The organism is Sorangium sp. So ce176, from assembly GCF_051519835.1.
Taxonomy (GTDB): Bacteria; Myxococcota_A; Polyangia; order Polyangiales; family Polyangiaceae; genus Sorangium; species Sorangium cellulosum_G.
Window position 1 is genome coordinate 9,275,648 of record NZ_CP150371.1, and the last position, 20,561, is coordinate 9,296,208.

Consider the following 20,561-nt stretch of genomic DNA (forward strand, 5'->3'; position numbering starts at 1 on the left):
GGCAGGCAGGAAGGCGCGGGCGATGCGGGCGGCGACCGGCGCGCCCCGCTCAGGGCCGCGCGCTGCCCGGCCCGGTGTTGGCGTGCTCGTGGAGTCGGTTCGCGGGGTACATGCCCGCCGTGGAGCTGTAGGGGCGGCTGATGGTCGAGGCGTGCCACGGGTCCAGCGCGCGGATGTGGGGGCCCAGCGTGGAGCTCCGGAGGATCGCGTGACCGTTCGGGTAGGCGCCGCTGGCGACGCTCGTAGCGTACGTCGCGAGGTCGTTCTGCCCCTCGTCCCAGGCCCGGCCGAGGTGGACGAGCCCGCCCGGCGTCCCGGCCTCGGCGGTGAGATCGCTGTTGATGATGAGGATGCCGTGCGCGTTGCGCGCGTCGGTGCTGGGGGCGACGATGTACCCGCCCGTGGCGCCCTGCCGCGCTGTCAGGTACCTGATCGTGCAGCCGTCGAGCACGAAGGTGCCGCGGCCGAAGATGAAGTCCACGTCGCCCTCCACGTGGCACCCCTTGAAGTACGCGCGCGACACAGTCCCTGCGTTCGGCGTCTTCACATAGAGCGTGTCCTGGTTGCCGAGCAAGCGCACGTTCTCGAAGATCAGCCTGTCGGCCTGTGTCATCAGCGCGACGGCCTGCTTCCCGCCGGACACGGCGCGCTCGTCGGTGTCGTTCGCGATCGTGAGGTTCTTGGCCTGGAAATCGTCGGCGTACGCGGCGAACGTCGCGCTGCCGCTGGTCCCGTACGTGGTCCCGCTCAGGTTCGGGTTGCAGGGATTGGCCGGCTTGCCTGTCTCCTTGGTCTTGCCGTTGTAGTTGTTGTACGCGATGACAGTCCGGCTGGCGTCGGAGCTCTTGCTGTAGAGCGTGATCGGCGGGGCCGACGACGGCACGCAGACCACCTCGCGGTAAGCGCCCGACGCGACCTCGATGTAGACCCGGCGCGCGCCGCCGGAGGCCACAGCGGCGTCGATCGCGGACTGCACCGTCCTGTGGGTGCCGCCGCTCGCTGCGACCGTGTACGTGGGCGTGAATCCGCCGACGTCGCCTGCCCCGGCGGTGGGATCCCACGCGTCCGTGACGAGGCCGGACGCGAGATCCCCCGCCTTCTCGAGGTGCTTCAGGACGGTGTGGTGGGCCGCCTGCGCGGCCGTGAGCTGCGGGCGCGCCTCGGTCCCCGCGGTGGGCTCCTCCAGCCCGGAGCCGCCCGTACCAGCGCCGCCGGTGCCCGCGCCGCCCGTACCCGAGCCGACAGCGCCGGAGCCGCCGGTGCCCGCGCCGCCCGATCCCGGGTCCTCCCCCGTGGAGCTGCTCGCGGTGCCAGCGCCCTCGCCCGACGGCGAACCGCCGGAGCCCGGGTTTCCCCCGGTTGTCGAGCCGCTGGAGGCGTCCGGCGCGGTCGATCCTCCGCCCGAGGACGACGCGCCTGTCGGGCCTCCGTCGCTCGCCTCATCGCCGCCGCACCCGGCGAGGGCGAGCGCGAGGAGGGTGAGAGGGAGCGAGATTATCCGACGTGACTTGCTGTTCATGTTCACCGTTTCGACCTCGCTTTCAAGACGCGCGCCACGCGGCGACGCCACACCGAGCCGCCCGTCATGTCAGGCAGATCGAGGGAGGGTGACCCACGGATCGCCGAGGCTGCGCGCCTCGCGCCGTGTCGCGCAACATGCTCGTTCTCCCACACCCGATGTGGCTGTCACTCCTGTGCGCCGGCCGTCCGCGCACGGCAGGGTGTTGCTGAGCCGGCATGCCCTGTCAACTCCGGGTTAACACGGTGTACAGCCCTGCGTGACAGCGCCGGACGCGCCTGGGGCCCGAGAGGGCATGGGCCGTTGTTTTCCGAGGAAATATCCAGCAGTAACGCACCCTTGCAGCGCTTCGATGCGACCCGCATGTGGCCCGCGTGTTGCTGATAGGGTCTGTGCGACAAGCGCAGCGCAGAGCACCTCGGACGGGGCGCGCAGGGCTGACGACAGCGGTGCGCGCTCCGGGCCGGAGCGCTCGCGAGGCGACTTTACGGCACGACAACTTACTTGAACAAGGACTGGAATCATGAAGCTTCATTCGACCTTTGCTCGTCATGTGCTGCTGGCGATCGGCGCCGCGGGGTTCATCGCGACCGGCTGCCTCTCGGAAGAGGAAGCCATCATGGAGATGGATGGCGTGAGCGAGGCGGTGAGCGCCACGCGGCTCGAGGCCGAGTCGCAGTCGTGGTCTCATTCGTCGGGGGATGGATTCGACGCGAGCTCGAGCACCGTGCGGCTCAAGGCCAACGCGAGCGGCGACAACTTCCGGTTCTCGAAATCGGTCGCAGCGGGCGAGTACCGGGTCGTCGTGCGCTATGCCCAGCGGAACGCCTACGGGAACTACCAGCTCCAGGTGAACGGCGCCTCCGTGGGGAACCTCGACGGCTATTCGTCGTCCACGAGCGATAGCTGGAAGACGGTGACGCTCGGGACCAGGAGCCTCTCGGGCAATGTCGAGTTCAAGCTGGTGTGCACCGGCAAGAGCTCCAGCGCGACGGACCACGACATCAAGGTCGACTACATCGAGCTCGTGCCGACGGGCAGCAGCTCGAGCAGCGGCGGCGGCGCGACGTCGAGCTCCTCCTCCAGCGGCTCGGGCGGGAGCGGCGGCAGCGGCGGCTCGGGCGGGGGCGGCGGCGGCACGGTCACCGGGAGCGGCGGGGTCGTTGACGCGACGATCGTCGTGCGATCCGGCCAGACCTACGACGGCGGCGGCAGGCGGTTCATCGCCGGCAGCGCGCTCGGCGACGGCAGCCAGTCGGAGAGCCAGAAGCCGGTGTTCAAGCTCGAGAACGGCGCTGTGCTGAGGAACGTTGTCCTCGGCGCGCCGGCCGCGGACGGCATCCACACCTACGGCAACGTCACGCTGGAGAACATCGTCTGGGAGGACATCGGCGAGGACGCCTTGACGGTCAAGGAGTCTGGCACGGTCGTCCTCAACGGCGGCTCGGCGGTGAACGGCGAGGACAAGGTGTTCCAGATCAACGCCGCCAGCACCTTCCGGGTCTCCAACTTCCGGGCGTCCAACGCCGGCAAGTTCATCCGGCAGAACGGCGGGACCACGTTCAAGGTCGACGTCTTCATCGACCGCTGCGACATCTCGCGCATGGATGAGGCGATCTTCAGGACGGACAGCAGCACCAGCACCGTCACGATGACGAACACCCGCTACAGCGACATCGGCGACTCGCTCTTCATCGGCCTGTCCTCGTCGCGGATCACGACATCCAACAACACGGAGTACTGACGGGGCGCGCCCTGTCGGTCGGCAGGCCGGGGCTGGAGCCTCCCGGCCTGCCGCTCAGGCTCAGACCGCCGGCGACGGCCACCGGCGCGCGGCCGGGCGGGCGAAGGCGTAGAGGGCGTCGACCGTGCGACGCAGAGGCGCCCTCCGGTAGGTCGCGCGGTGAATGGACCACGCGTGGAAGACACACGCATCTCCGGCGCGCAAGGCGATGCGCGCGGCGTCCGGCATGTCCGGCGTGGTCCTGTCGGCGCCCCTTCGGATCCGGAGCTCGTCCGGGGTGTCCCAGCGAGCGTGGGATCCGGGGACGATCTCGAGGCGGTCGTCGTCCTCCAGCGCCACCCGGAAGTGCACCGCCGTCGTCGTCGCGACGACCGCGCGCTCGATCTCCGGATCGGGCTGGCCGAACTGGCTGTCTCGATGCCAGTCCCCATCCCAGTCACGCCGGGTCTGCTCGTGGTAATAGTGCGCGTCCTTCAGGCGCGGCGTCTCCTCCTCTCGCGGGCGGGAGAGGCCGGCGAGGAGCTCGCAGACCCGCCCGGAGCCGACGAAGACGGCGATGCGCTCGAGCGCGCCAAGGTCGTCCTGGACGCAGGTCGCGCCGTCCGTGAGGAGCGAGATCCTGGGCGTCGAGTGACCCGTCTCCAGCGAGCGCGCTCGTGCGTGAAGGAGCGCGGCGTCGCACGCGCGGCGGAGCTCGGCGCGCTCGGCGACGTCGAGGAAAGCGCGCACGACGAAGAAGCCGTGCGCGCGGAAGGCGTCCATCCGGTCTCTCGCTGAATTGCTCATCATGACCTCGCGGCGCTCGAGCTCGCGACGATCACCGATGGCCGGTCATCGGCCCTTTCCTTGTGATCTGCCGAGCTCGATCCTTGCCGGCCGGCACCGACGGAAGAGGGGCAGCATCACGATCCAGGACCGCCGAAGGGCCGCGCCCTCTTCGCCCTGGCGCGCGCCGTGCCGGCGGCGGCGCGAGGGGCCGGGCTCGGGAACAGCCCGCGCGTCGAAGCATTCATTGGCTCGGGGCCGCTGTCAAGCTGCCCTCAGAAACCACGAGAAAACGAACCACAGAGGCACAGAGGGCACAGAGGAAGAGAAAAGAAAGACAATTTATTTTCTCCTCTTCCTCTGTGCCCTCTGTGCCTCCGTGGTTCAAATCTCTTCATTCCTGGGTATTTCAAGCGGATCGGCGCTCTGGACGATGCCGTGAAGCTCCGAGAGGCTGCGCACGACGCGAACGCCGTCCGGGACGCGCTCCTCCGAGAGCTCCCCCTGGAGCGCCACCACGGTCATCCCTGCGGCGAGGCCGGCAGCGATGCCGGGGCCGCTGTCCTCCACCACGATGCAGTCGGACGGTCGAACGCCCAGCGCGCCCGCGGCATGCAGGAACAAGCCGGGATCCGGCTTCCAGACGCCGACCTCGTACGAGCTGAAGATCCTGCCCGAGAAGAACGGCAACAGGCCGGTCACCGACAGGCTCAGCTCGATCTTCTCCCGTGGGCCGCTCGACGCGACGCAGAACGGGATCGAGAGCGCGCGCACCAGGGCCAGGGCGCCGTCCATGGGTCGCAGTCGCTCGCGAAACGCTCCGGCCGTGCGCCGCCTGAGCTCTGCGACGAACGATGGCGGGAACGCCCTCCCCGCGCGCGCCTCGAGCGCTGCGACGCAGTCCGCCATCTTGCCGCCCCGGAACAGCGCCATCGCCTCGCGGACCGTCATGCTGACGCCGTATTCGGCCACGTGCTCGACGAGGACCTCGTTGCCGAGGCGCTCGCTGTCCACCAGCGTGCCGTCACAGTCGAAGAGGATCGCCTTCATCCGCCCTGCCTCGCCGGCCCAGGGTACCGCGGCGCAGCGGACCGCCGCGCCGTTTCTACCCCTCCGGCGGACGCGGGTCGTGCCCGTGGAGGAGCAGCAGATCACCACCGGCTGTTGCCAGAGCAGCAACGCGGGCGGCAGCTCGGCACCCCACGGCGACCGCGGAGGTCCCGATGCCGGGCGTGAGCCCCACGGGCAGGCGACGCCATCCGGCGCGCGGGGCAGCGGCATGGGAGTTGTTTCCACAGCAGCGTCGTGGATCTCGGCTTGAAGGGACAGGTCGCCATCGTCACCGGTGGCAGCGAAGGCATCGGGAGAGCCACGGCCCTGCGGCTCGCGGAGGAGGGGGCGCGGGTGGCGATCGCCGCGCGGCGGCCGGACGTCCTCGCGAGCGCGGAGCGGGAGATCCGGGACCGGGGCGGCGAGGTGCTGGCGATCGTGGCAGACGTCACGAAGCCGGCCGACGTGGAGCGCCTCGTGGCGGAGACGGTCGCTCGGTTCGGGCGGCTCGACATCCTGGTCAACAACGCCGGCACCGGGCGGGCAAACCACTTCGAGGAGGTCGACGATGAGCTCTGGCAGGCCGACCTCGACCTCAAGCTCCACGCGGCGATCCGCACGACGCGCGCGGCCCTACCCCACCTGAAGCAGCAGCGCGGCGGGCGCATCATCAACGTGACGACGCCCGCCGGCAAGCAGCCCGGGGCGAGATCGCTCCCGACCTCGGTCAGCCGCGCGGCAGGGATCGCGCTCACCAAAGCCCTGTCGAAGGACCTGGCCGAGCACGGCATCCTGGTGAACACCGTCTGCGTCGGCGTCATCAAGAGCGGCCAGCAGCGGAGGAACGCCGAGCGCCGCGGGCTCAGCCCCGACGAGCATTATGCGGCCCTCGGGAAGAACGTGCCGCTCGGGCGCGTGGGCGAGGCCGAGGAGGTGGCCAACGTGATCGCCTTCCTCGCGTCGAGGGCCGCGAGCTACGTGACCGGCACCAGCATCAATGTGGATGGGGGGACCTCCGGAACGGTGTAGAGCGCCGATCCGCCTGAAACGCCCAGGAATGAAGAGATTTGAACCACAGAGGCACAGAGTGCACAGAGGAAGAAGAGAAAATAAATCATCTTTCTTTTCTCTTCCTCTGTACCTCTGTGGTTCGTTTTCTCGGGGTTTCAACCTGTTGGTTTCAACCCGTTTGTCGCGCTCCTCAGAGCGCGCCCCCGGCAGGCGCCGCCGCCTGCGCCGCGCTGCGCGGGCGCGTGTCCGCGGTGGGCAGGGGCTCCGGGATCGAGCCCGCCTGGCTCAAACGCCGCTTCGCCTCGGCGAGCACGTCGCTCGGCAGGGGACCCTTCCTCGCGAACTCCAGGTTGTCGCGGAGGTGCTTCGGGTTCCGGGTCCCGACGATCGTGGTGCTCAGGCCCGGGTGCGAGAGCGTGAAGCGCAGGGTGAACTCGATCCGGCTCAGGCCGTCGAGCAGCTCGTCGAGCCTGGCGCGCTCCCAGCGGTCTTGCATGGTGGTGCCCGGCAGCATGTAGTTCGTGCGCTGCCAGTCGGTGGGCGCGCCGCGCGCCACGCCGCCGCGGATGATGGTGCCCGCGCCGGCCTCCGCGGCCCTCGTGATCACGTCCTCGTGCTCGCGCTGGAGCGCGGAGTACGGGATCTGGAAGGCGTCGAAGACGCCCATCTCGATCTGCTCCACCAGGTTGGGCAGCGTGCCCGAGACGCCGAGGAAGCGCACCTTGCCCTCGCTCTTGAGCTTCAGCGCCTCCTGGAGCGCGCCGTCCTGCTCGAACTCCTGCCGGGTGAGGCTCCGGTGGAACTGCACCAGATCGAGGTGGTCCGTCTTCAGCAGGCGCAAGCTGTTCTCCACGCCGTGCCGGATGTTCTGCGCCGTGTGCACGTGCTCGCCCTGAGCCCCGCCGACGACACAGCCGCACTTCGAGGCCAGGAAATATTCACCCCGGCGGTGCGAGATGAACTGCCCGATCCGCTCCTCGCTGCGACCGTAGTCGATGGAGGTGTCGATGAAGTTGATCCCGGCGTCCAGCACGTCGTTCAGGATGCGCTCCGCCTCCTGATCCGAGATCTCCGGGCCGCGCGGGGCGCCCCGCAGCTCCATGGCGCCGAAGCCGAGCGTGGTGACGCGGACGCCCGTGCGTCCGAGCGGTCGAGTGGGCAGATCAGTCATTGTCTTCCTCCGGGAGCGAACGCGAGCTTGTCGCGCCGGTCGGCCGTACCCCCGAGCGGGGGACGTGCGGCTCCTGCGTACCTGTCGGCTCTTGGTTCGCGGCTGCGCTGAGCGCGCGCGGCGCATTGTGCAAGCCGTGGGCCAGGGCGGGCTCCGGAGCGGGTGGCCGTCGCGCCGTCAGAGGTTCATGCCGATGCCCACCCGGAGCCGCGCCGCCACGGAAGGGGCGATCTCGCTCTCCTCGCTGCCCGCGCGCTGCTGCTCGAAGAGGTACGTCTGCGCTGCCGCCTCGACGCCGAGGTACAACCCGCCCACGAGGTCGACGTTCGCCCCGGCGCCGGCGCCGAACGCCCCTGCCAGGCTGTGGCGGTCGGGGGCGTGGCCGGACGTCTCGAACCGCTGCCTCATCACGGCGAGGCCGACGTCCACGCCGACGCCGAGGGTGACCACGGGCAGATCCCACGCGTGGGACAGGCGCACGTCGAGGCCGAGGTCATCGTTGCTCGCTGTCAGGTGCTCGTTCTGGAAGGCGCTGTGACACGCGCTGAGCCGGGTCGCGAGGCCCATGTGCTGGAGCTCGACCCCGTAACCGACGAAGCCTCCGTGACACGACGAGCCCCCCTGGAGGATCGGCGTCCTGAACTGATATCCCGCCACCGGCCCATGCGCGATCTCGCGGACGCCGCCGCCTTTGCGCACCAGCCGCGCGAACGTGACGCGGCTCAGCCGCTCGTCGCCCACGTCGGTCGTCTGCCCGGCCTCGGCCTCGACGGTCCCTTCCAGGAGGAAATCGGGGCCTCGGCCGCGCACGAAGTAGCGGCCAGGGCGCAGGCTGAGCTCCCGCGTCGCGTCGCTCGCCCCCACCTCGGCCGCCACGGGGCCGTCGCTCGAGCCCCGCATCACCAGGTAGGATCTGCCGCGCGGGAACCGGAGCACGCCGCGGAGCGACGCGTGCACCGGCAGCTCCGTCAGGATGAGCTTGCCCTGGCCGCGGAGGTCGTAGCGGAAGGTGGGGTGTTGCGCGCCGGCCCACGTGCGGCTCGTCGCGCGCAGGGTGCTCTCGTAGGCATGGCGATAGGCCTCCTCGAGGGAGACGGCGCCGTCGCGATCCGCGTCGGCCGTCCCGAGCAGCCCCGAGACGAGGGCGTGGGTGAAGAACGAGCCTTTGAGCTCATCGGACTCCTGGGCGTCCTCGTTTCCGGAGCTCGACGTGAGCGTCACCATGCCTTGCCCCGCGAGCCGCTGATCCAGCTTGATGACGAACGGCGGCGCGCTCGTGCCGCCCTTGACGCGCGTCAGCGCCCCGGATCGGCACGAGTCGACGATCAGGAGCCGCGCCGAGGCCGCCGAGCCGCGGACGAGCTGCTCGAACTCCGTCAGCGAGAGCGGCGACGGCCCGAGGTGGAGGGCGTTCGCGTCGGCGTGACCGGAGTAGTAGACGAGATAGAGGACATCGGTGTCCGGGCTCGACACGGCCGCGCGGACACGGTCGTTCATGGTGATGAGCGTGCGCCGGACCGTCTCCGCGCCCTCGCTCCGCAAAAGCACCAGGTTCGCCGGGGGAAAGCCCCCGAGATCCTTGAGGACGTCGTACATCTTGGCCGCGTCGTCCTCCGCATAGCGGAGCTCCACCTCGCCCTTCTCACCGGCGTTGTTGCCGATGAGCACCGCGAAGCGCTCGATCCGGGCCTCGGCCGGGGCCGCCCAGGCGAGGACCCAGACGCACGCAGCGACGACGAGCGCGGCGAGCGCGGCGGGGCGGCCGAGGATCACGGCGAGCCCGCGACCTTCTCCGCCGTGAGCGCGTCGACGTCGCACCCCGGCGGGGCCGGAGGCGCGTCGGGGTGAGCCGCGAGCGCGGCCCGGAGCGGCTCGACCGCGACGGCCTCGGCGCAGAACAGCCCGTAGAACCGCTCGGCGCCGAGCGTGTCGTCCAGCACCGTGCTCTGCGGCAGGAGGACGTCCCGGCCCGGCTCGATGCGCGCGGCGACAGGGCCGCTCGGGTAATAGACGCTGGCCTGCGACGCCCCGTCGACGCTCAGGATCACGAGATACAGCGCCTCCGTGGCGGAGTACGTGAACTGGATCGCGTCGCCGGGATGGAGCCGCTCGCCTGCCCCGCCGGGCTGGACGCTCCCGCCGCGCTTCACGTAGAAGCCGATGCGGTTCGCTCCCTTGATGCGCTCACCGGGGCTCTCCGGCGCCCCTCCAACCGGATCCGGCGCCGCGCGGAAGAAGAGCAGCGCGGCCGCCGCGGCCGCGAGCGCGCTGGCCACGACGGGCGCCAGCCATCGCCGCGGCGGGCGCGTCGTCGTCGCGGCGCTCGCGGCGCTCGCGGCGCGGTCCTGCGGGGCGCCGCGATCGAGCCGCAGCGGCGGCGCCGAGGCCGCGAACGCGTCTCGCGCCGCCTCGATCTCGAACAGCCGCGCCGCGCACCGCGCGCAGCCGGCCACGTGCGCGCGCGCCTCCTGCGCGGCGGCGGGGTCGAGCTGGCCCGCCGTGAGCTCGTCGAGCCTCAGCTCCGAGAGGCACCCTTCGGGTCGCGCTGGCGTCATGGACTCGAAATCCCTTCTCTCGTCTGCTCGGAGACCGCGGCCTTGAGCCGCTCCAGCAGGTCGCCGACGTGCCGGCGGGAACAGCCCATCACGCGGGCGATCTCCTCGTGGGTCATCTCATCGGAGAAGTAGTGGACGGCGACCTGCGCGAGGTCGCCCGGGAGCTGCGCGAGGAGCTCCCGTGTCAGGAGCGCCGCCTCGGCGCGCGGCGCCACGCTCTCTTCTTGCATGGGCGCAACGTGGGTGTCGAGGAGGCGCAGCCGGTTCTTCCGATCGCGGATGCGGTTCAGGCAGGCGTGCGTCGTGGCGCCGTAGAGCCAGCCCACCATCGGGCCCTTCCCGTCGAGCTGCCCGGGCTCGCCGAGCAGGGAGGCGAAGACATCCTGAAGGATCTCCCGCGCCTCCTGCTCGTTGCCGAGGAGCCGCCGCGCCCGTCGCAGCACGATGTGACCGTGCTGGCGGTAAGCCGCCTCGATCAGGGCCACCAGAGTCACCCGATCGTCCACGTCGGAGCGTGTACCACGATCAGTGCCAGTCCGGGTATGTCAAATCCTCGGAAGGGGCCATCCGGACGGTGAGCGACGTGCTCGGCCCGCCTGCGGAGGGGCGGACCTTGATCTTCGCGTCATACCCGTAGCAGGCGTTGTGCTCCGCCTCCGTGGTCGCCGCGGCGTCGCAGGCGTCGAAGGCCGCCTGCTGCTCTGCGTCCGCCTCGCCCTCGCTGGAGAGCACGTCCATGACATGGAATCCGGGGGCGAGCGGCCCGCCGAAGAAATTCGACCAGAAGCCGTCTTCGTCCATCTCGCTCTCCACGTACACGATCACATGGTGCTCGTCGACGCCGAGCCCGCGCCCCTCCCCGGCAGACTCCTCGTTCAACGCCGCTTCGATGGTGGCGATGCCGACCCGGGTGTCGACGAGCCCGACCTCGGTGAGATCGTTGAGCGACTCCCCGGGCGGGGACGCATGAATCGACAGCGAGAAGGCCGCGGGGAAGCTCCCGGTCACCGTCGTCCGGACGGGGAAGTTCTCGTTCTCCGTGTCGGTCGTCAGGCTGTTCCAGACCAGCACGGCGTCGACCGGCCCCTCGGGCGCCTCGTCGAGCTCATTGACGATGGTGCCCTTGACCGTCAGGAGAGACTCGCCCTCATAGTCGGAGCCCACCTGGGAGTCGCCGCACGCGGCGAGAAGGACCGGGAGAGCGAGCGAGAAGATCGAACGAAGCTGCATGACGTTCCTCCTTGAAAAGCCAATAACGATGGATGATCGGATGTTGAATGCGCAGGCCAGCCATCCGCGAGAGGGCGATGCGCGCGACGCTGCCGTCGCCGCCATGGGGCGGTCGTCGTCGCCGGAGCTCTCCTGGGTGGATGGCGAGGCGCCTGCCGCTTCGCAGCGCGGCGCGCGGCGCCCGGGAAGGAACCGCCGTTGCCGGCCCCTTCGACTAGAAAGAACGCGAGGGGCCTGGTTCGGGCACGGGTCGGTGTCGATTGTTGCTATTGCAGTATTGCTGCGGTTTTACCGCAGGACTGAGCGCTCCCCTCAGCGTTGTGTCTCGCTGATCGGGCGCTCGGGGCCGGGCCGCCCTTCGGCCAGCGTGTCCCGGAGGCGCTCCTGCGTCAGCCCCGGGCTGCTCGAGAGCCGCGTTTCCGCGTGCGGGTCGTCCGACCGGGCGACCGACTGCGCGTGCGCCGCCTCGGGGCGCGCCTCGCTCAGGGGGTGAAGGCTGCCGGGCCGCCCGGTGGCGAGCGACGCGCCGTGGCCGGCGTCGGGCGGCGCCGGTGCGTGGACCGGCCGCGGAGGGGGCGCTCCGGCGGCGCGCGGGGCGAAGAGGTCGGCCAGGTCCGGCAGGTGACGTTGCAGCCGCAGGCGCGCGGCTTCGGACAGCGCCTCGCCGATCACCGCGCACACGGCCTGGGCGTGCTCCATGCCGAAGCCGCGCGGGGCGCCCTCGCGGCGGGCGGTGCGGTCGTAGAGCTCGTCGCGGTCGAAGTCGCCCTGGTAGGTGGCGCCGCGCAGCGCGGCGGCGACCGGCTCGGGCAGCTCGGTCGCGACGGAGGCGACCTCGTCCTCGAGCAGCCGCTCGCCGAGCGTCCGCGCTGTCACCGCGATGGCGCGCTCGGCCTCGCCGCGGGTCTCGAAGCCGGCGCGGCGCTGCACTTCCTCGACGAAGCGGTCGTGGTCCATGAGGGGCCTCCTTCCAGGGCGCGATCTTTCCAGGACGCTTGCGAGACCCGTGCCACGCGCGCGGACCTCGACCTCAACCTCGGTCGGGTCGCTCAACCTGGGTCGGCTCCCTCAACCTGGGTCGGCTCCCTCAACCTGGGTCGGCTCCCTCAACCTGGGTCGGCTCCCTCAGGGTCGGGTCCCCCAACCTGGGTCGGCTCCCTCAACCTCGGTCGGCCCCCTCAACCTCGGTCGGCTCCCTCCGCCAGCTAGCCCGCGCCGGCGCGCCCCCCGCGTGCCTTCAGCCGGAGGCGCAGCGCCTCCACCACGTGATCCCGCAGCGCCACGGTCTTCTTCGGCAGGTGCTGGCCGCTCGGGAACACCAGGAACACGCCGCCCATCGGCATCGCCCAGCGCGGGAGCACGCGGACGAGCGCCCCGGCGAGCACGTCCTGCTGCGCCAGGAACGCAGGGAACATGCCGATCCCGACGCCGTGGCGCACCGCCTCGCGCGCGAAGAACCCGTCGTCCGCGAGCAGCCGGACCCGCAGCCGCGCGCGGGCGCGCGTCGCCTCGTCCCGCGCGAACGGGCTCGTCCCCGCGAGCGCCACGCAGTCGTGCTCCGCGAGGTCGTCCAGCGTCCTCGGCGTCCCCCGCGCGGCCAGGTACGCGGGCGAGGCGTAGAGCTGCATATCCAGGTCGCCCACCTTGCGCGCGACGAGCGTCGAGTCCCGGGGCTTCTTCCCGAGGAACCGGAAGGCAGCGTCGTACCCCTCCTTCACCAGGTCCACGGGCCGGCTCGACAGGTGCATCTCCACCGCGATGCGCGGGTAGCGACGGCAGAAGCCGGCGAGGATCTCCGCCAGCACCTCGGTCCCGAAGTCCGCCGTCGCGGTGAGGCGCAGCGAGCCCGACGGCTCGTCCCCGAGCTCCGGGAGCCCCTCGATCGCCTCCGTCAGCGCCCTGAGCCGTGAGCCGAGGCGATCGACGAGCGCCTGCCCCGCCGTCGTGAGCGCCACGCTGCGCGTCGTCCGCTGCAAGAGCCGCACGCCGAGCGACGCCTCCAGCGACGCGATGCCCCGGCTGACCGTCGACTTGGGCACCCCGAGCTGACGCGCCGCCGCCGTGAAGCTCGCCGTCTCGGCGACGGCCGCGAACACGGCGAGGTGGTTCAGATCCATTGTTCCCATTTCGGAACAGAGTAACCAATTTTCGCGCATTGAACCACGATCGAGACAGACCCACTATCCCTTCAACCTCGTCACAAGGAGCGCTCACCATGTCTCAACCTCTCCTCGTCACCGGCGCCGGCGGCCAGCTCGGGCGGCGCGTCGTCGATCTCCTGCTCGCGCAGGGCGCGGGCCCCCTCATCGTCACGACCCGTCACCCGGAGAGGCTCGGCGAGCTCCGCGCCCGCGGCGTCGAGGTGCGGCGCGCCGACTTCGACGCTCCCGCGTCGCTCCCGGAGGCGTTCGCCGGCGCGGGGCGGCTGCTGCTCATCAGCACCGACGCGCTGGACCGCCCGGGCCGGCGCGTCGCGCAGCACCGGAGCGCGATCGAGGCCGCGGCGAAGGCGGGCGTGCGGCACGTTGTCTACACGTCGTTGACCAACCCCGGGCCGGGCTCGCCGGTCACGATCGCGCCCGACCACCAGGCCACCGAGGGCGCGCTCGCGGAGAGCGGGCTCGGCGTCACCGTGCTGCGCAACAACCTCTACGCCGACTTTCTCGTGGCGTCGCTGCGGCGCGCGCTCTCGACGGGCCAGCTCGTCGCTGCGGCCGGCAACGGCAAGGCCGGCTACGTCACGCGCGAGGACTGCGCCCGCGCAGCCGCCGCGGCGCTGTCGGCCGATTTCAACGGCAAGCGCGTGCTCGACATCACCGGCCCGGCCGCCGTCTCTCAGGGCGAGATCGCCCGGATCGCCGCGGACCTCACGGGCAAGCCGCTCGCCTACGTCCCTGTCCCGCGCGAGGCGCTGGAGCAGGGCATGCAGCAGGCCGGCATGCCCGCCGCGACAGCCACCCTGCTCGCCTCCTTCGACGCGGCGATCGCGCGCGGCACGCTGGATGTGGCCACGAAGGCGGTGGAGGAGCTCACCGGCAAGCCCGCCGAGGACGTGCGGAGCTTCCTTGCGCGGCACAAGGCTGCGCTGGTCGCGACCTGACGCCGCCATCCCAACCCGGGTCGGATCGCCCTCAACCTCGGTCGGGTCACACTGGCAGCGCCTCGTCGAACTGCTGAAACGCCGCGAGGCGCAGCCTCACCGTACGTCCCGCACGAGCCCGCTCGGCGCGCTCTCCCGCATGGTAGCGTCCTCGCATGGAGCTCCGCCTGCGCGGCCTCACCCACCTCGATCCGCTCGCCGTCCCGCTGCCCCACGGCACCGAGGTGACCACCCGCGTCGACCGCGTCCTCGGCGAGCGCCGCGTCCCGCAGGGCGCCATCGGGCGCGTCGTCGGCTCGGCGGGCGCGGAGCTCGACGTGATGCTCGTGGGCGTCGGCGTCGTCCGCTACCGCCGCGACGAGCTCGTCCCGCGCAAGACAGGCCAGGTGCGGCACGCGGAGCGGCGCAGCGCCGCCTGGGATGCGCTCCTGCCCACCGTCGTCCTCGAGGCCGTCGTGGGGTCGCGCGCGTGGGGGCTCGCCCACGAGGGGTCCGACACCGACAGGCGCGGCGTCTTCGCCCTCCCCTTCCCCTGGACCACGGGCCTCGCCGAGCCGCCGCGGGACCTCGTGAGCGCCGACGGCAGCGCTTCGTACTGGGAGGCCGAGAAGGCCATCCGGCAGGCCCTGCGCGCCGATCCGAACACCCTCGAGCTGCTCTTCGTCCGCACCGCCGAGGCGCGCGACGAGATCGGCGCGTGGATCCTCGAGGCGCGCGACGCGTTCGTCTCGTCGGCCATCTACGGCAGCTTCGGCCGCTACGCGCTCTCGCAGCTCAAGCGGCTCTCGCAGGCGCACCGGCTCGCCGAGCACCGAGAACGCGTGCTCGACTGGCTCGCCGACGACCCCGTGTCGTCGCTCGACGACATCGCCCGGAAGCTCGCCGCCATCAGCCCGCGCGCCGCGCCGACCGAGGCCGACAGGGAGCTCCAGGCGAAGGAGTACATCAAGCAGCTCTACCGCTCGCTCCACGACCAGGGCCTCCTGCCCGCGCGCGACTTCGCCTCGCTCGCCGCCTTCGCCCGCTCGGGCAGGACGTCGCTCGACACCGCCCGCGACCTCCGCCCCAAGAACGCCTACAACCTCGTCCGCCTCATCGCGACCGCCATCCGCTGGCTGCGCGACGGCGAGGTCGACCTGGTCGTGCAGGGCGAGCTGCGCGAGACGCTCCTCGCCATCAAGGCCGGCGCCTGGCCGCTCGACCGGACGATCGAGCTCGCCGAGGCGATGACGCCCGAGCTCGAGGCCGCGCGGCTCGCGACGAAGCTGCCGCCCCACCCCGACGTGCCCCGCGCCGACGCGCTCCTCCGGCGCATCCGCGAGGAGGTCGCCCGGCGGCACGTCGCCGCGGCGCCGGGGCCGCTCGGCAAGGACGCTCCCCCCGCGCCCGTCGCCGTCTGGGACGACGGGGACGCGGGCCCGGCGCGCGGCCGCGCCGCTGGCGACGACGAGAGAAAGGACGAGGCATGAACACCCAGGTGCTCGAGGCACATCAGCAGGAGGTCGCGGCCCGCGTCATCGCCGAGGAAGAGGCCAATCGCCCGCACCTCGTCGTCGCCCTCAGCGGCGCGCACGCGTACGGCTTCCCCTCGCCGGACAGCGATCTCGACCTCAAGGCGGTGCACGTCGAGCCGACCGACAAGCTGCTCGGCCTGCTCCGCAGCAGCGCGAGCCCAACGCGCATGGAGGTCATCGACGGCGTCGAGATCGACTACACCTCGAACGAGATCCACCCCGTCCTCCTCGGCGTCCTCCAGGGAAACGGCAACTACATCGAGCGGATCCTCGGCCCCCTCCAGCTCCACATCGATCCCGACCTCGCCTCGCTCCGCCCCCTGGTCGCCGAGGCCCTCTCGCGCCGGATCTTCCGCCACTACGTCGGCTTCGCCACGAGCCAGCTCCGCGCCTGGGAGACGGGCGGGCGGACGTCGGCGAAGAAGCTCCTCTACGTGCTCAGGACGGCGCTGACCGGCGCCCACGCGCTCCGGACAGGCGAGATCGTCACCGACGTGACAGCGCTGCTCGATCTCTACGGCTTCAGCGCCGCGCGCGAGCTGATCGAGGCCAAGCGGGCCGGCGAGAAGTCGGCGCTCTCCCCCGAGGCCTCCGCGCGCTGGGCCGAGCAGATCTCCCGGGCCTTCACGACCCTCGAGGCGGCCCACGACCGGGCCGTGCTGCCGGAGGAGCCGCGCAATCAAGACGACCTCAACGCCTGGCTGCTCGCGCTGCGCAAGGCGCGGCTCTGACTCGGGTTTCGCCGTTTATGCGGCGAGTCAGAGGCGCGGAGCGGGCTTGAACAGGTGTACATGAAGGTGTACACTTTGGCATGCCGAAGCGCTACTCCATTGCAGAGGCCCGGGCCAACCTGCCGACCATCGTCGATGAGGTTGAGGCAGGCAGCACGATCGAGCTCACGCGCCGGGGCAAGCCGATAGCGGTCGTGCTCTCACGCCAGCAGTATGACGCCTTGCGCTCCGAGCGGCCGCGCTTCTCCGAGACCTACCGGCTTTTTCTCGAGAGATTCCGGCTGGAAGAGATCGGCGTCGATCGCGATTACTTCGATTCGCTTCGCGCGGCGGGCCCGGGGCGCAAGGTCGCGCTGTGAGCCTGAGATTCCTGCTGGACACGAACATCGTGTCGGCTCCGGTGGCGAGCAAGCCGAACCTGGAGATCGTGCGTCGACTCGAGCAGCACGCTCAGGAGTGTGCGATCGGAGCGCCCGTATGGCATGAGCTCGTGTACGGGTGCAGGCGGCTTCCACGCGGGCGCCGGCGGACGGCGCTCGAGGCTTACATCGAGGAGGTCGTGCGCGCGTCATTCCCGATCCTGCCCTACGACGACGCGGCGGCAGCATGGCATGGCGCCGAGCGCGCGCGCCTCGAGGAGCTCGGTTCGGCTGCGCCCTACGTGGATGGGCAGATCGCGGCCATCGCACACGCGAACGAGCTCGTCCTCGTGACCGCAAATACGAAGGATTTCGCTCGGTTCAAGGATCTCGAGATCGAGGACTGGTCGAAGCGAAGGGCGCGATGATCCGCCGCGCGGCTGCCTGGTCGCCGGGCGCGACGGCCGTGCCTCACTGCGGCAGCGAGCAGCCGTCCCCGCACGCCTTGCGGCCGTCGGCGCACCGCTTCGCCGGCCCCTGGCCCTGACACGTGATCGGGCACCCTTGCCCGGTGGCGGAGCACGACACAGCGCACGAGCCCGTGCAGGTCACCTCGCAGAGCCCGACCTGATTGCACTTCACGACGCTCCCCTCGCCGACGACGGGGACGCACTTGCCCGCGTTCTCGCATGTGTACTTGCACCCCGCGCCGCAGGTCGCCTGGCACGTCTCGACGTGGCGGCAGTCGACGACGCAGTTGTCCGTGCAGCGCGTGTCGCACGCCTTGCTGTGATCGCAGGAGGACCGGCAGTTGCCGGCGCAGCGGCTCTCGCAGACGTCGCGCTCGGAGCAGCTCGGCTTGCAGCCGGGCGCCTCGCCGCAGGTGAGCTGGCAGCTCTTCGGCACGTTGCCCGGCGTGCCGGGCGCGCAGGTGCACGGCACGCCCGGCTGGCAGCCGCCGGCGTCGCTCGCGGGCGCCATGGAGCTCGCGGCGCGGGGGACATCCTTGAGGGACACCGGCGCCGGCGCGCCGCTCTCGGGAGCGTCGCCGGCGCCCTGATCGCGGGAGCGCCAGAGCAGCAGCGCCGCCGCGAGGCCGACACAGAAGAGGAGCACCGCCGCCCCGGCGACGATGGCGAGCTGCGGCGGCGACCCCGGCGCGCGCGGCCCCGGCGCGGCGCGCGCGCCCGCCTGGAACGGGCCCGGCAGCGCCGCTGCCGGGACGGCCGGCGCGGCGGCGGGCGCGGCCGGCATCGCCATGGCCGGCGGGATCGCGCCCGGCAGGGGCGCCCGGAGGGGCGGTCCGTCGGGGATCGACCGGCCGTGCACGCGCGCGCGCTCGTCGCCGCCGGCCATCGCCGCCGTCGCGAAGGGGGGCTCCTCGCCGCGGCGCACGGCGCGCACGTCGGCGAGCATCGTTTGCGCGTCCGGATACCGCTGTTCGATCGCGAAGGCGAGCGCGCGGTCCACGACGCGCGCGACCCGCGGATCCACGCCGGGCGCGACGGCCGCGAGCGGCGGGGCCGGCGTCGTGCTCATCTTCACGAGGAGCTCTCCCTCGGTGAGCGCGTCGTGGAGCCGGCGGCTCGTCAGGAGCGTGAACATCGTCGCGCCCACCGCGTAAAGGTCGGTCCGCCCGTCCACGTCGCGGCCCAGGATCTGCTCCGGCGCCATGTAGCTCGTCGTGCCGAGCACCGCGCCCGTGCGCGTCTTCAGCCCGGCGCCGCCCTGCCTCATGCGCGCGATCCCGAAATCGAGCACCTTGAGGCGCCCGTCGCGGGTCACGAAGAGGTTGTCGGGCTTGATGTCCCGGTGGACGATGCCGGCGTCGTGCGCGGCCCGGAGCACCTCGAGCAGCGTGTCCACGTGGGCGAGGAGCTCGGGCAAGGCGACCCCGCCGAGCCGCAGCGCGCGCTCGCGCAGACTCTCGCCGTCGAGCAGCTCCATGACGAGGAACGGCTCGCCGTGCTCGGTCACGTCGATGTCGAGGACCTGGACCGCGGCCGGGTGCCCGAGCCGCGCGGCGGCGAGCGCCTCCTGCTCGAAGCGGGCGCGGTGGTCGCGGGACACGGCGCCCTCCGGGTGCAGGATCTTGATGGCCACGCGGTGCCCCACGTGATGGGTGGCCGCGTAGACGGCCGCCATTCCCCCCGCCCCGATCAGCGCGTCGAGCCGCCATTTCCCGCGCACGGTCGTCCCGACACGGGCCCTCAGCCGCTGCGTCTCCTCGTCTTCCGCTCCCGACATCGGCGCGGAGCCTAGCACGGGGTGCCAGCCGGTCGGATCGGGCGAGGGCAGCGCCGCGCGCCCGCCGGACATCGCGCCGTGACACGGCACATCGAGGAGGCCCTGCGCGCGCGCCGGTCCGCCCCGCGCGCAGCGCCGCGCACCGCCGGCGCTGCGGGCACGGCAGATTCGCGCGCTTCACCGGAGAGATAGGGCCGCGGCATCGATGGTGGAGGTCGACGCGCCCGACGGCTCACGCCATGATGGCCATCGCCACTGGCCATCTCCGCTCTTCAACTCTCGTCATGTCACGAGAGGCGTGTCGCGCTGCTCAAGAAGGTCACGTCATGCGCACTGTCGCCAGAGCCTCCGTCTTCCTCCTGCTACAGGCGTGCGCTTCGGGAGAAGCCATGCTCCAGGGCGATGAAGCCGGGAGCGGCGCCGACGCGCACGCCCCCGGCGCGGGCGGCGGCGGCGCGGCGAGCGAGACGGCGAGCGGCACGGGCGGCGCATGGCCGGGAAGCTCCTGGGGCACGGAAGGCGCCGCGGGTGAGCACAGCGTCGTGAGCGTCGTGGACGCACTCATCGACGGCGACGACGGCGGCGCAGGGGCGGGCGGCGGCGGGGATGCAGGGGGCGGTGGTGCAGGCGCCGGCGGGGGTGACGCCGGCGGCGGCGCGCCGGACTGCAGCGGAGCGTCCGCGGCGGTCACCGGCGACGTGCTCGACCCCGACCAGGTCTACCTCGCTGGCACGCTGTCGGAGGGGAGCTGCGGCCAGGACGCGGTGGCGCACTGGAGCTCGCCGGGGTCGGCCGTCGTGGGGTTTCATTGCCATGTCGACGAGCGGAGCGCGCGGATCCGCCCCTCCGACGGGCGCCTCCTCTACACCAACGTCTTCGAGGACCTGCTGCGCGAGTTCCACTGCGACGACTGCCCCTTTCGCGGCAACGACTATCCGGAGGCGCCGCTCGACAACGATCCTGTCCTGCTCACGCCCTCGTGCGCCGACGGGCTCGCGCCGCTCACCGGGTTCCTCGTCTCGCCGGCGGGCGCCGTCCTGTACCGCTGCCGCTCGGACGACGCCACGTGGTACGACGAGAGCGGCCGTGTCGCCTACGCCGATCCGGAGGACCCGCTGCTCCACCTGGGCCACGGCGATCTCGCGCTGACCGCGCGGAGCGTGGTTCACCTCGCCACGTCGACGTCGCTGCCGATCACCGGCCTTCCGGGGGACCGGCTGCTCCACACCGTGCGCGCCAGGGCGCCGGACAGCTTCCTGCTGGTGCTCGAGTCGGAGCGGCCGACCGACGACGGCAGCAGCCAGGAGCTCTGGCAGGTCGACGGCGACGGCGCGGCGACCCGCCTCGGCGCCTTTCCCCCGCTGCCGCCGGGCGCGGTGCAGGTCAGCGCGTACACATCAAAGCTCGACGGGTGCGGCGCCTTGCTGCAGTTCGGGGGCGGCACTGGCGTGCTCGAGGACGTCATCGTGCGCCGGCACATCGGCGGGGCCAGCGAGGTCGTCTACACCGAGGCGGCCGATCCGCTGGTGAAGATCCATGTCTCCTCGCTCTTCACGGGGCCCTGA

18 protein-coding genes and 1 pseudogene are annotated in these 20,561 nt (G+C 71.7%); 8 read left to right on the forward strand and 11 right to left on the reverse strand.

The genetic code is table 11. The features are described 5' to 3' along the window. Window positions 1–49: 49 nt before the first annotated feature. Window positions 50–1,519, reverse strand: coding sequence for a pectinesterase family protein (locus WMF42_RS35120; protein ID WP_437687373.1), 1,470 nt, complete (start codon window positions 1,517–1,519; stop codon window positions 50–52). 1,138 nt (window positions 1,520–2,657) lie between these two features. Between WMF42_RS35120 and WMF42_RS35125 the strand changes: the two are divergent. Next, window positions 2,658–3,263: pseudogene (locus tag WMF42_RS35125) on the forward strand (pectate lyase); the annotation flags it as partial. 60 nt (window positions 3,264–3,323) lie between these two features. Here the strand turns inward: WMF42_RS35125 and WMF42_RS35130 are convergent. Both WMF42_RS35130 and WMF42_RS35135 read right to left on the reverse strand, forming a co-directional pair. Next, window positions 3,324–4,025: a phytanoyl-CoA dioxygenase family protein gene (locus tag WMF42_RS35130; protein WP_437687375.1), complete on the reverse strand. Its 702-nt coding sequence runs from the start codon at window positions 4,023–4,025 to the stop codon at window positions 3,324–3,326. 387 nt (window positions 4,026–4,412) lie between these two features. Continuing rightward, a complete protein-coding gene (locus tag WMF42_RS35135; protein ID WP_061606017.1) occupies window positions 4,413–5,078 on the reverse strand; it encodes an HAD family hydrolase in 666 nt (221 codons plus the stop codon). Window positions 5,079–5,345: 267 nt separating this feature from the next. Between WMF42_RS35135 and WMF42_RS35140 the strand changes: the two genes are divergently transcribed. Next, window positions 5,346–6,107, forward strand: coding sequence for an SDR family NAD(P)-dependent oxidoreductase (locus WMF42_RS35140; RefSeq protein ID WP_233561063.1), 762 nt, complete (start codon window positions 5,346–5,348; stop codon window positions 6,105–6,107). A 172-nt stretch (window positions 6,108–6,279) separates the two neighbouring features. Here WMF42_RS35140 and WMF42_RS35145 read toward each other — a convergent pair whose 3' ends face one another. The 7 genes from WMF42_RS35145 to WMF42_RS35175 all read right to left on the reverse strand — a co-directional run bounded on the left by WMF42_RS35145 (window position 6,280) and on the right by WMF42_RS35175 (window position 13,162). After that, window positions 6,280–7,260 carry an aldo/keto reductase gene (locus WMF42_RS35145; RefSeq protein ID WP_437687378.1) on the reverse strand — a complete coding sequence of 327 codons (981 nt, stop codon included), beginning with the start codon at window positions 7,258–7,260 and terminating at the stop codon, window positions 6,280–6,282. Window positions 7,261–7,437: 177 nt separating this feature from the next. Next, window positions 7,438–9,033, reverse strand: coding sequence for a caspase family protein (locus WMF42_RS35150; protein ID WP_437687380.1), 1,596 nt, complete (start codon window positions 9,031–9,033; stop codon window positions 7,438–7,440). Then, on the reverse strand, window positions 9,030–9,815 hold the full coding sequence (locus WMF42_RS35155) for a DUF4384 domain-containing protein (protein ID WP_437687382.1): 786 nt from the start codon (window positions 9,813–9,815) through the stop codon (window positions 9,030–9,032). The genes WMF42_RS35150 and WMF42_RS35155 overlap by 4 nt, the downstream gene beginning before the upstream one ends. After that, entirely contained in the window at window positions 9,812–10,321 is a 510-nt protein-coding gene (locus WMF42_RS35160; protein ID WP_061613356.1) for an RNA polymerase sigma factor, read from the reverse strand. The genes WMF42_RS35155 and WMF42_RS35160 overlap by 4 nt, the downstream gene beginning before the upstream one ends. Before the next feature lie 19 nt (window positions 10,322–10,340). Beyond that, window positions 10,341–11,045: a hypothetical protein gene (locus WMF42_RS35165; protein WP_437687384.1), complete on the reverse strand. Its 705-nt coding sequence runs from the start codon at window positions 11,043–11,045 to the stop codon at window positions 10,341–10,343. A 312-nt stretch (window positions 11,046–11,357) separates the two neighbouring features. Beyond that, window positions 11,358–12,002, reverse strand: a complete 645-nt coding sequence (locus tag WMF42_RS35170) for a DUF2267 domain-containing protein (RefSeq protein ID WP_437687386.1) — start codon at window positions 12,000–12,002, stop codon at window positions 11,358–11,360. 248 nt (window positions 12,003–12,250) lie between these two features. Continuing rightward, the gene (locus tag WMF42_RS35175; protein ID WP_437687388.1) at window positions 12,251–13,162 is read right to left on the reverse strand and encodes a LysR substrate-binding domain-containing protein; all 912 of its coding nucleotides are present in this window, start codon (window positions 13,160–13,162) and stop codon (window positions 12,251–12,253) included. Window positions 13,163–13,260: 98 nt separating this feature from the next. Here WMF42_RS35175 and WMF42_RS35180 point away from each other — a divergent pair, with 98 nt between their 5' ends. From WMF42_RS35180 to WMF42_RS35200, 5 genes are all read left to right on the forward strand, one after another. After that, window positions 13,261–14,145, forward strand: a complete 885-nt coding sequence (locus tag WMF42_RS35180; protein WP_437687390.1) for an SDR family oxidoreductase — start codon at window positions 13,261–13,263, stop codon at window positions 14,143–14,145. Window positions 14,146–14,300: 155 nt separating this feature from the next. Then, window positions 14,301–15,614 carry a DNA polymerase beta superfamily protein gene (locus WMF42_RS35185; protein ID WP_437687392.1) on the forward strand — a complete coding sequence of 438 codons (1,314 nt, stop codon included), beginning with the start codon at window positions 14,301–14,303 and terminating at the stop codon, window positions 15,612–15,614. Continuing rightward, window positions 15,611–16,390: a nucleotidyltransferase domain-containing protein gene (locus tag WMF42_RS35190; RefSeq protein WP_061613362.1), complete on the forward strand. Its 780-nt coding sequence runs from the start codon at window positions 15,611–15,613 to the stop codon at window positions 16,388–16,390. The genes WMF42_RS35185 and WMF42_RS35190 overlap by 4 nt, the downstream gene beginning before the upstream one ends. 80 nt (window positions 16,391–16,470) lie before the next feature. Then, complete coding sequence (locus tag WMF42_RS35195) at window positions 16,471–16,749, forward strand: type II toxin-antitoxin system Phd/YefM family antitoxin (RefSeq protein ID WP_061613363.1); 279 nt, start codon at window positions 16,471–16,473, stop codon at window positions 16,747–16,749. Continuing rightward, on the forward strand, window positions 16,746–17,177 hold the full coding sequence (locus WMF42_RS35200) for a type II toxin-antitoxin system VapC family toxin (protein ID WP_061613364.1): 432 nt from the start codon (window positions 16,746–16,748) through the stop codon (window positions 17,175–17,177). The genes WMF42_RS35195 and WMF42_RS35200 overlap by 4 nt, the downstream gene beginning before the upstream one ends. 43 nt (window positions 17,178–17,220) lie before the next feature. Here WMF42_RS35200 and WMF42_RS35205 read toward each other — a convergent pair whose 3' ends face one another. Further along, window positions 17,221–18,996, reverse strand: a complete 1,776-nt coding sequence (locus WMF42_RS35205; protein ID WP_437687394.1) for a serine/threonine protein kinase — start codon at window positions 18,994–18,996, stop codon at window positions 17,221–17,223. A gap of 389 nt (window positions 18,997–19,385) precedes the next feature. Between WMF42_RS35205 and WMF42_RS35210 the strand changes: the two genes are divergently transcribed. Continuing rightward, window positions 19,386–20,561 carry a hypothetical protein gene (locus WMF42_RS35210; RefSeq protein WP_437687396.1) on the forward strand — a complete coding sequence of 392 codons (1,176 nt, stop codon included), beginning with the start codon at window positions 19,386–19,388 and terminating at the stop codon, window positions 20,559–20,561.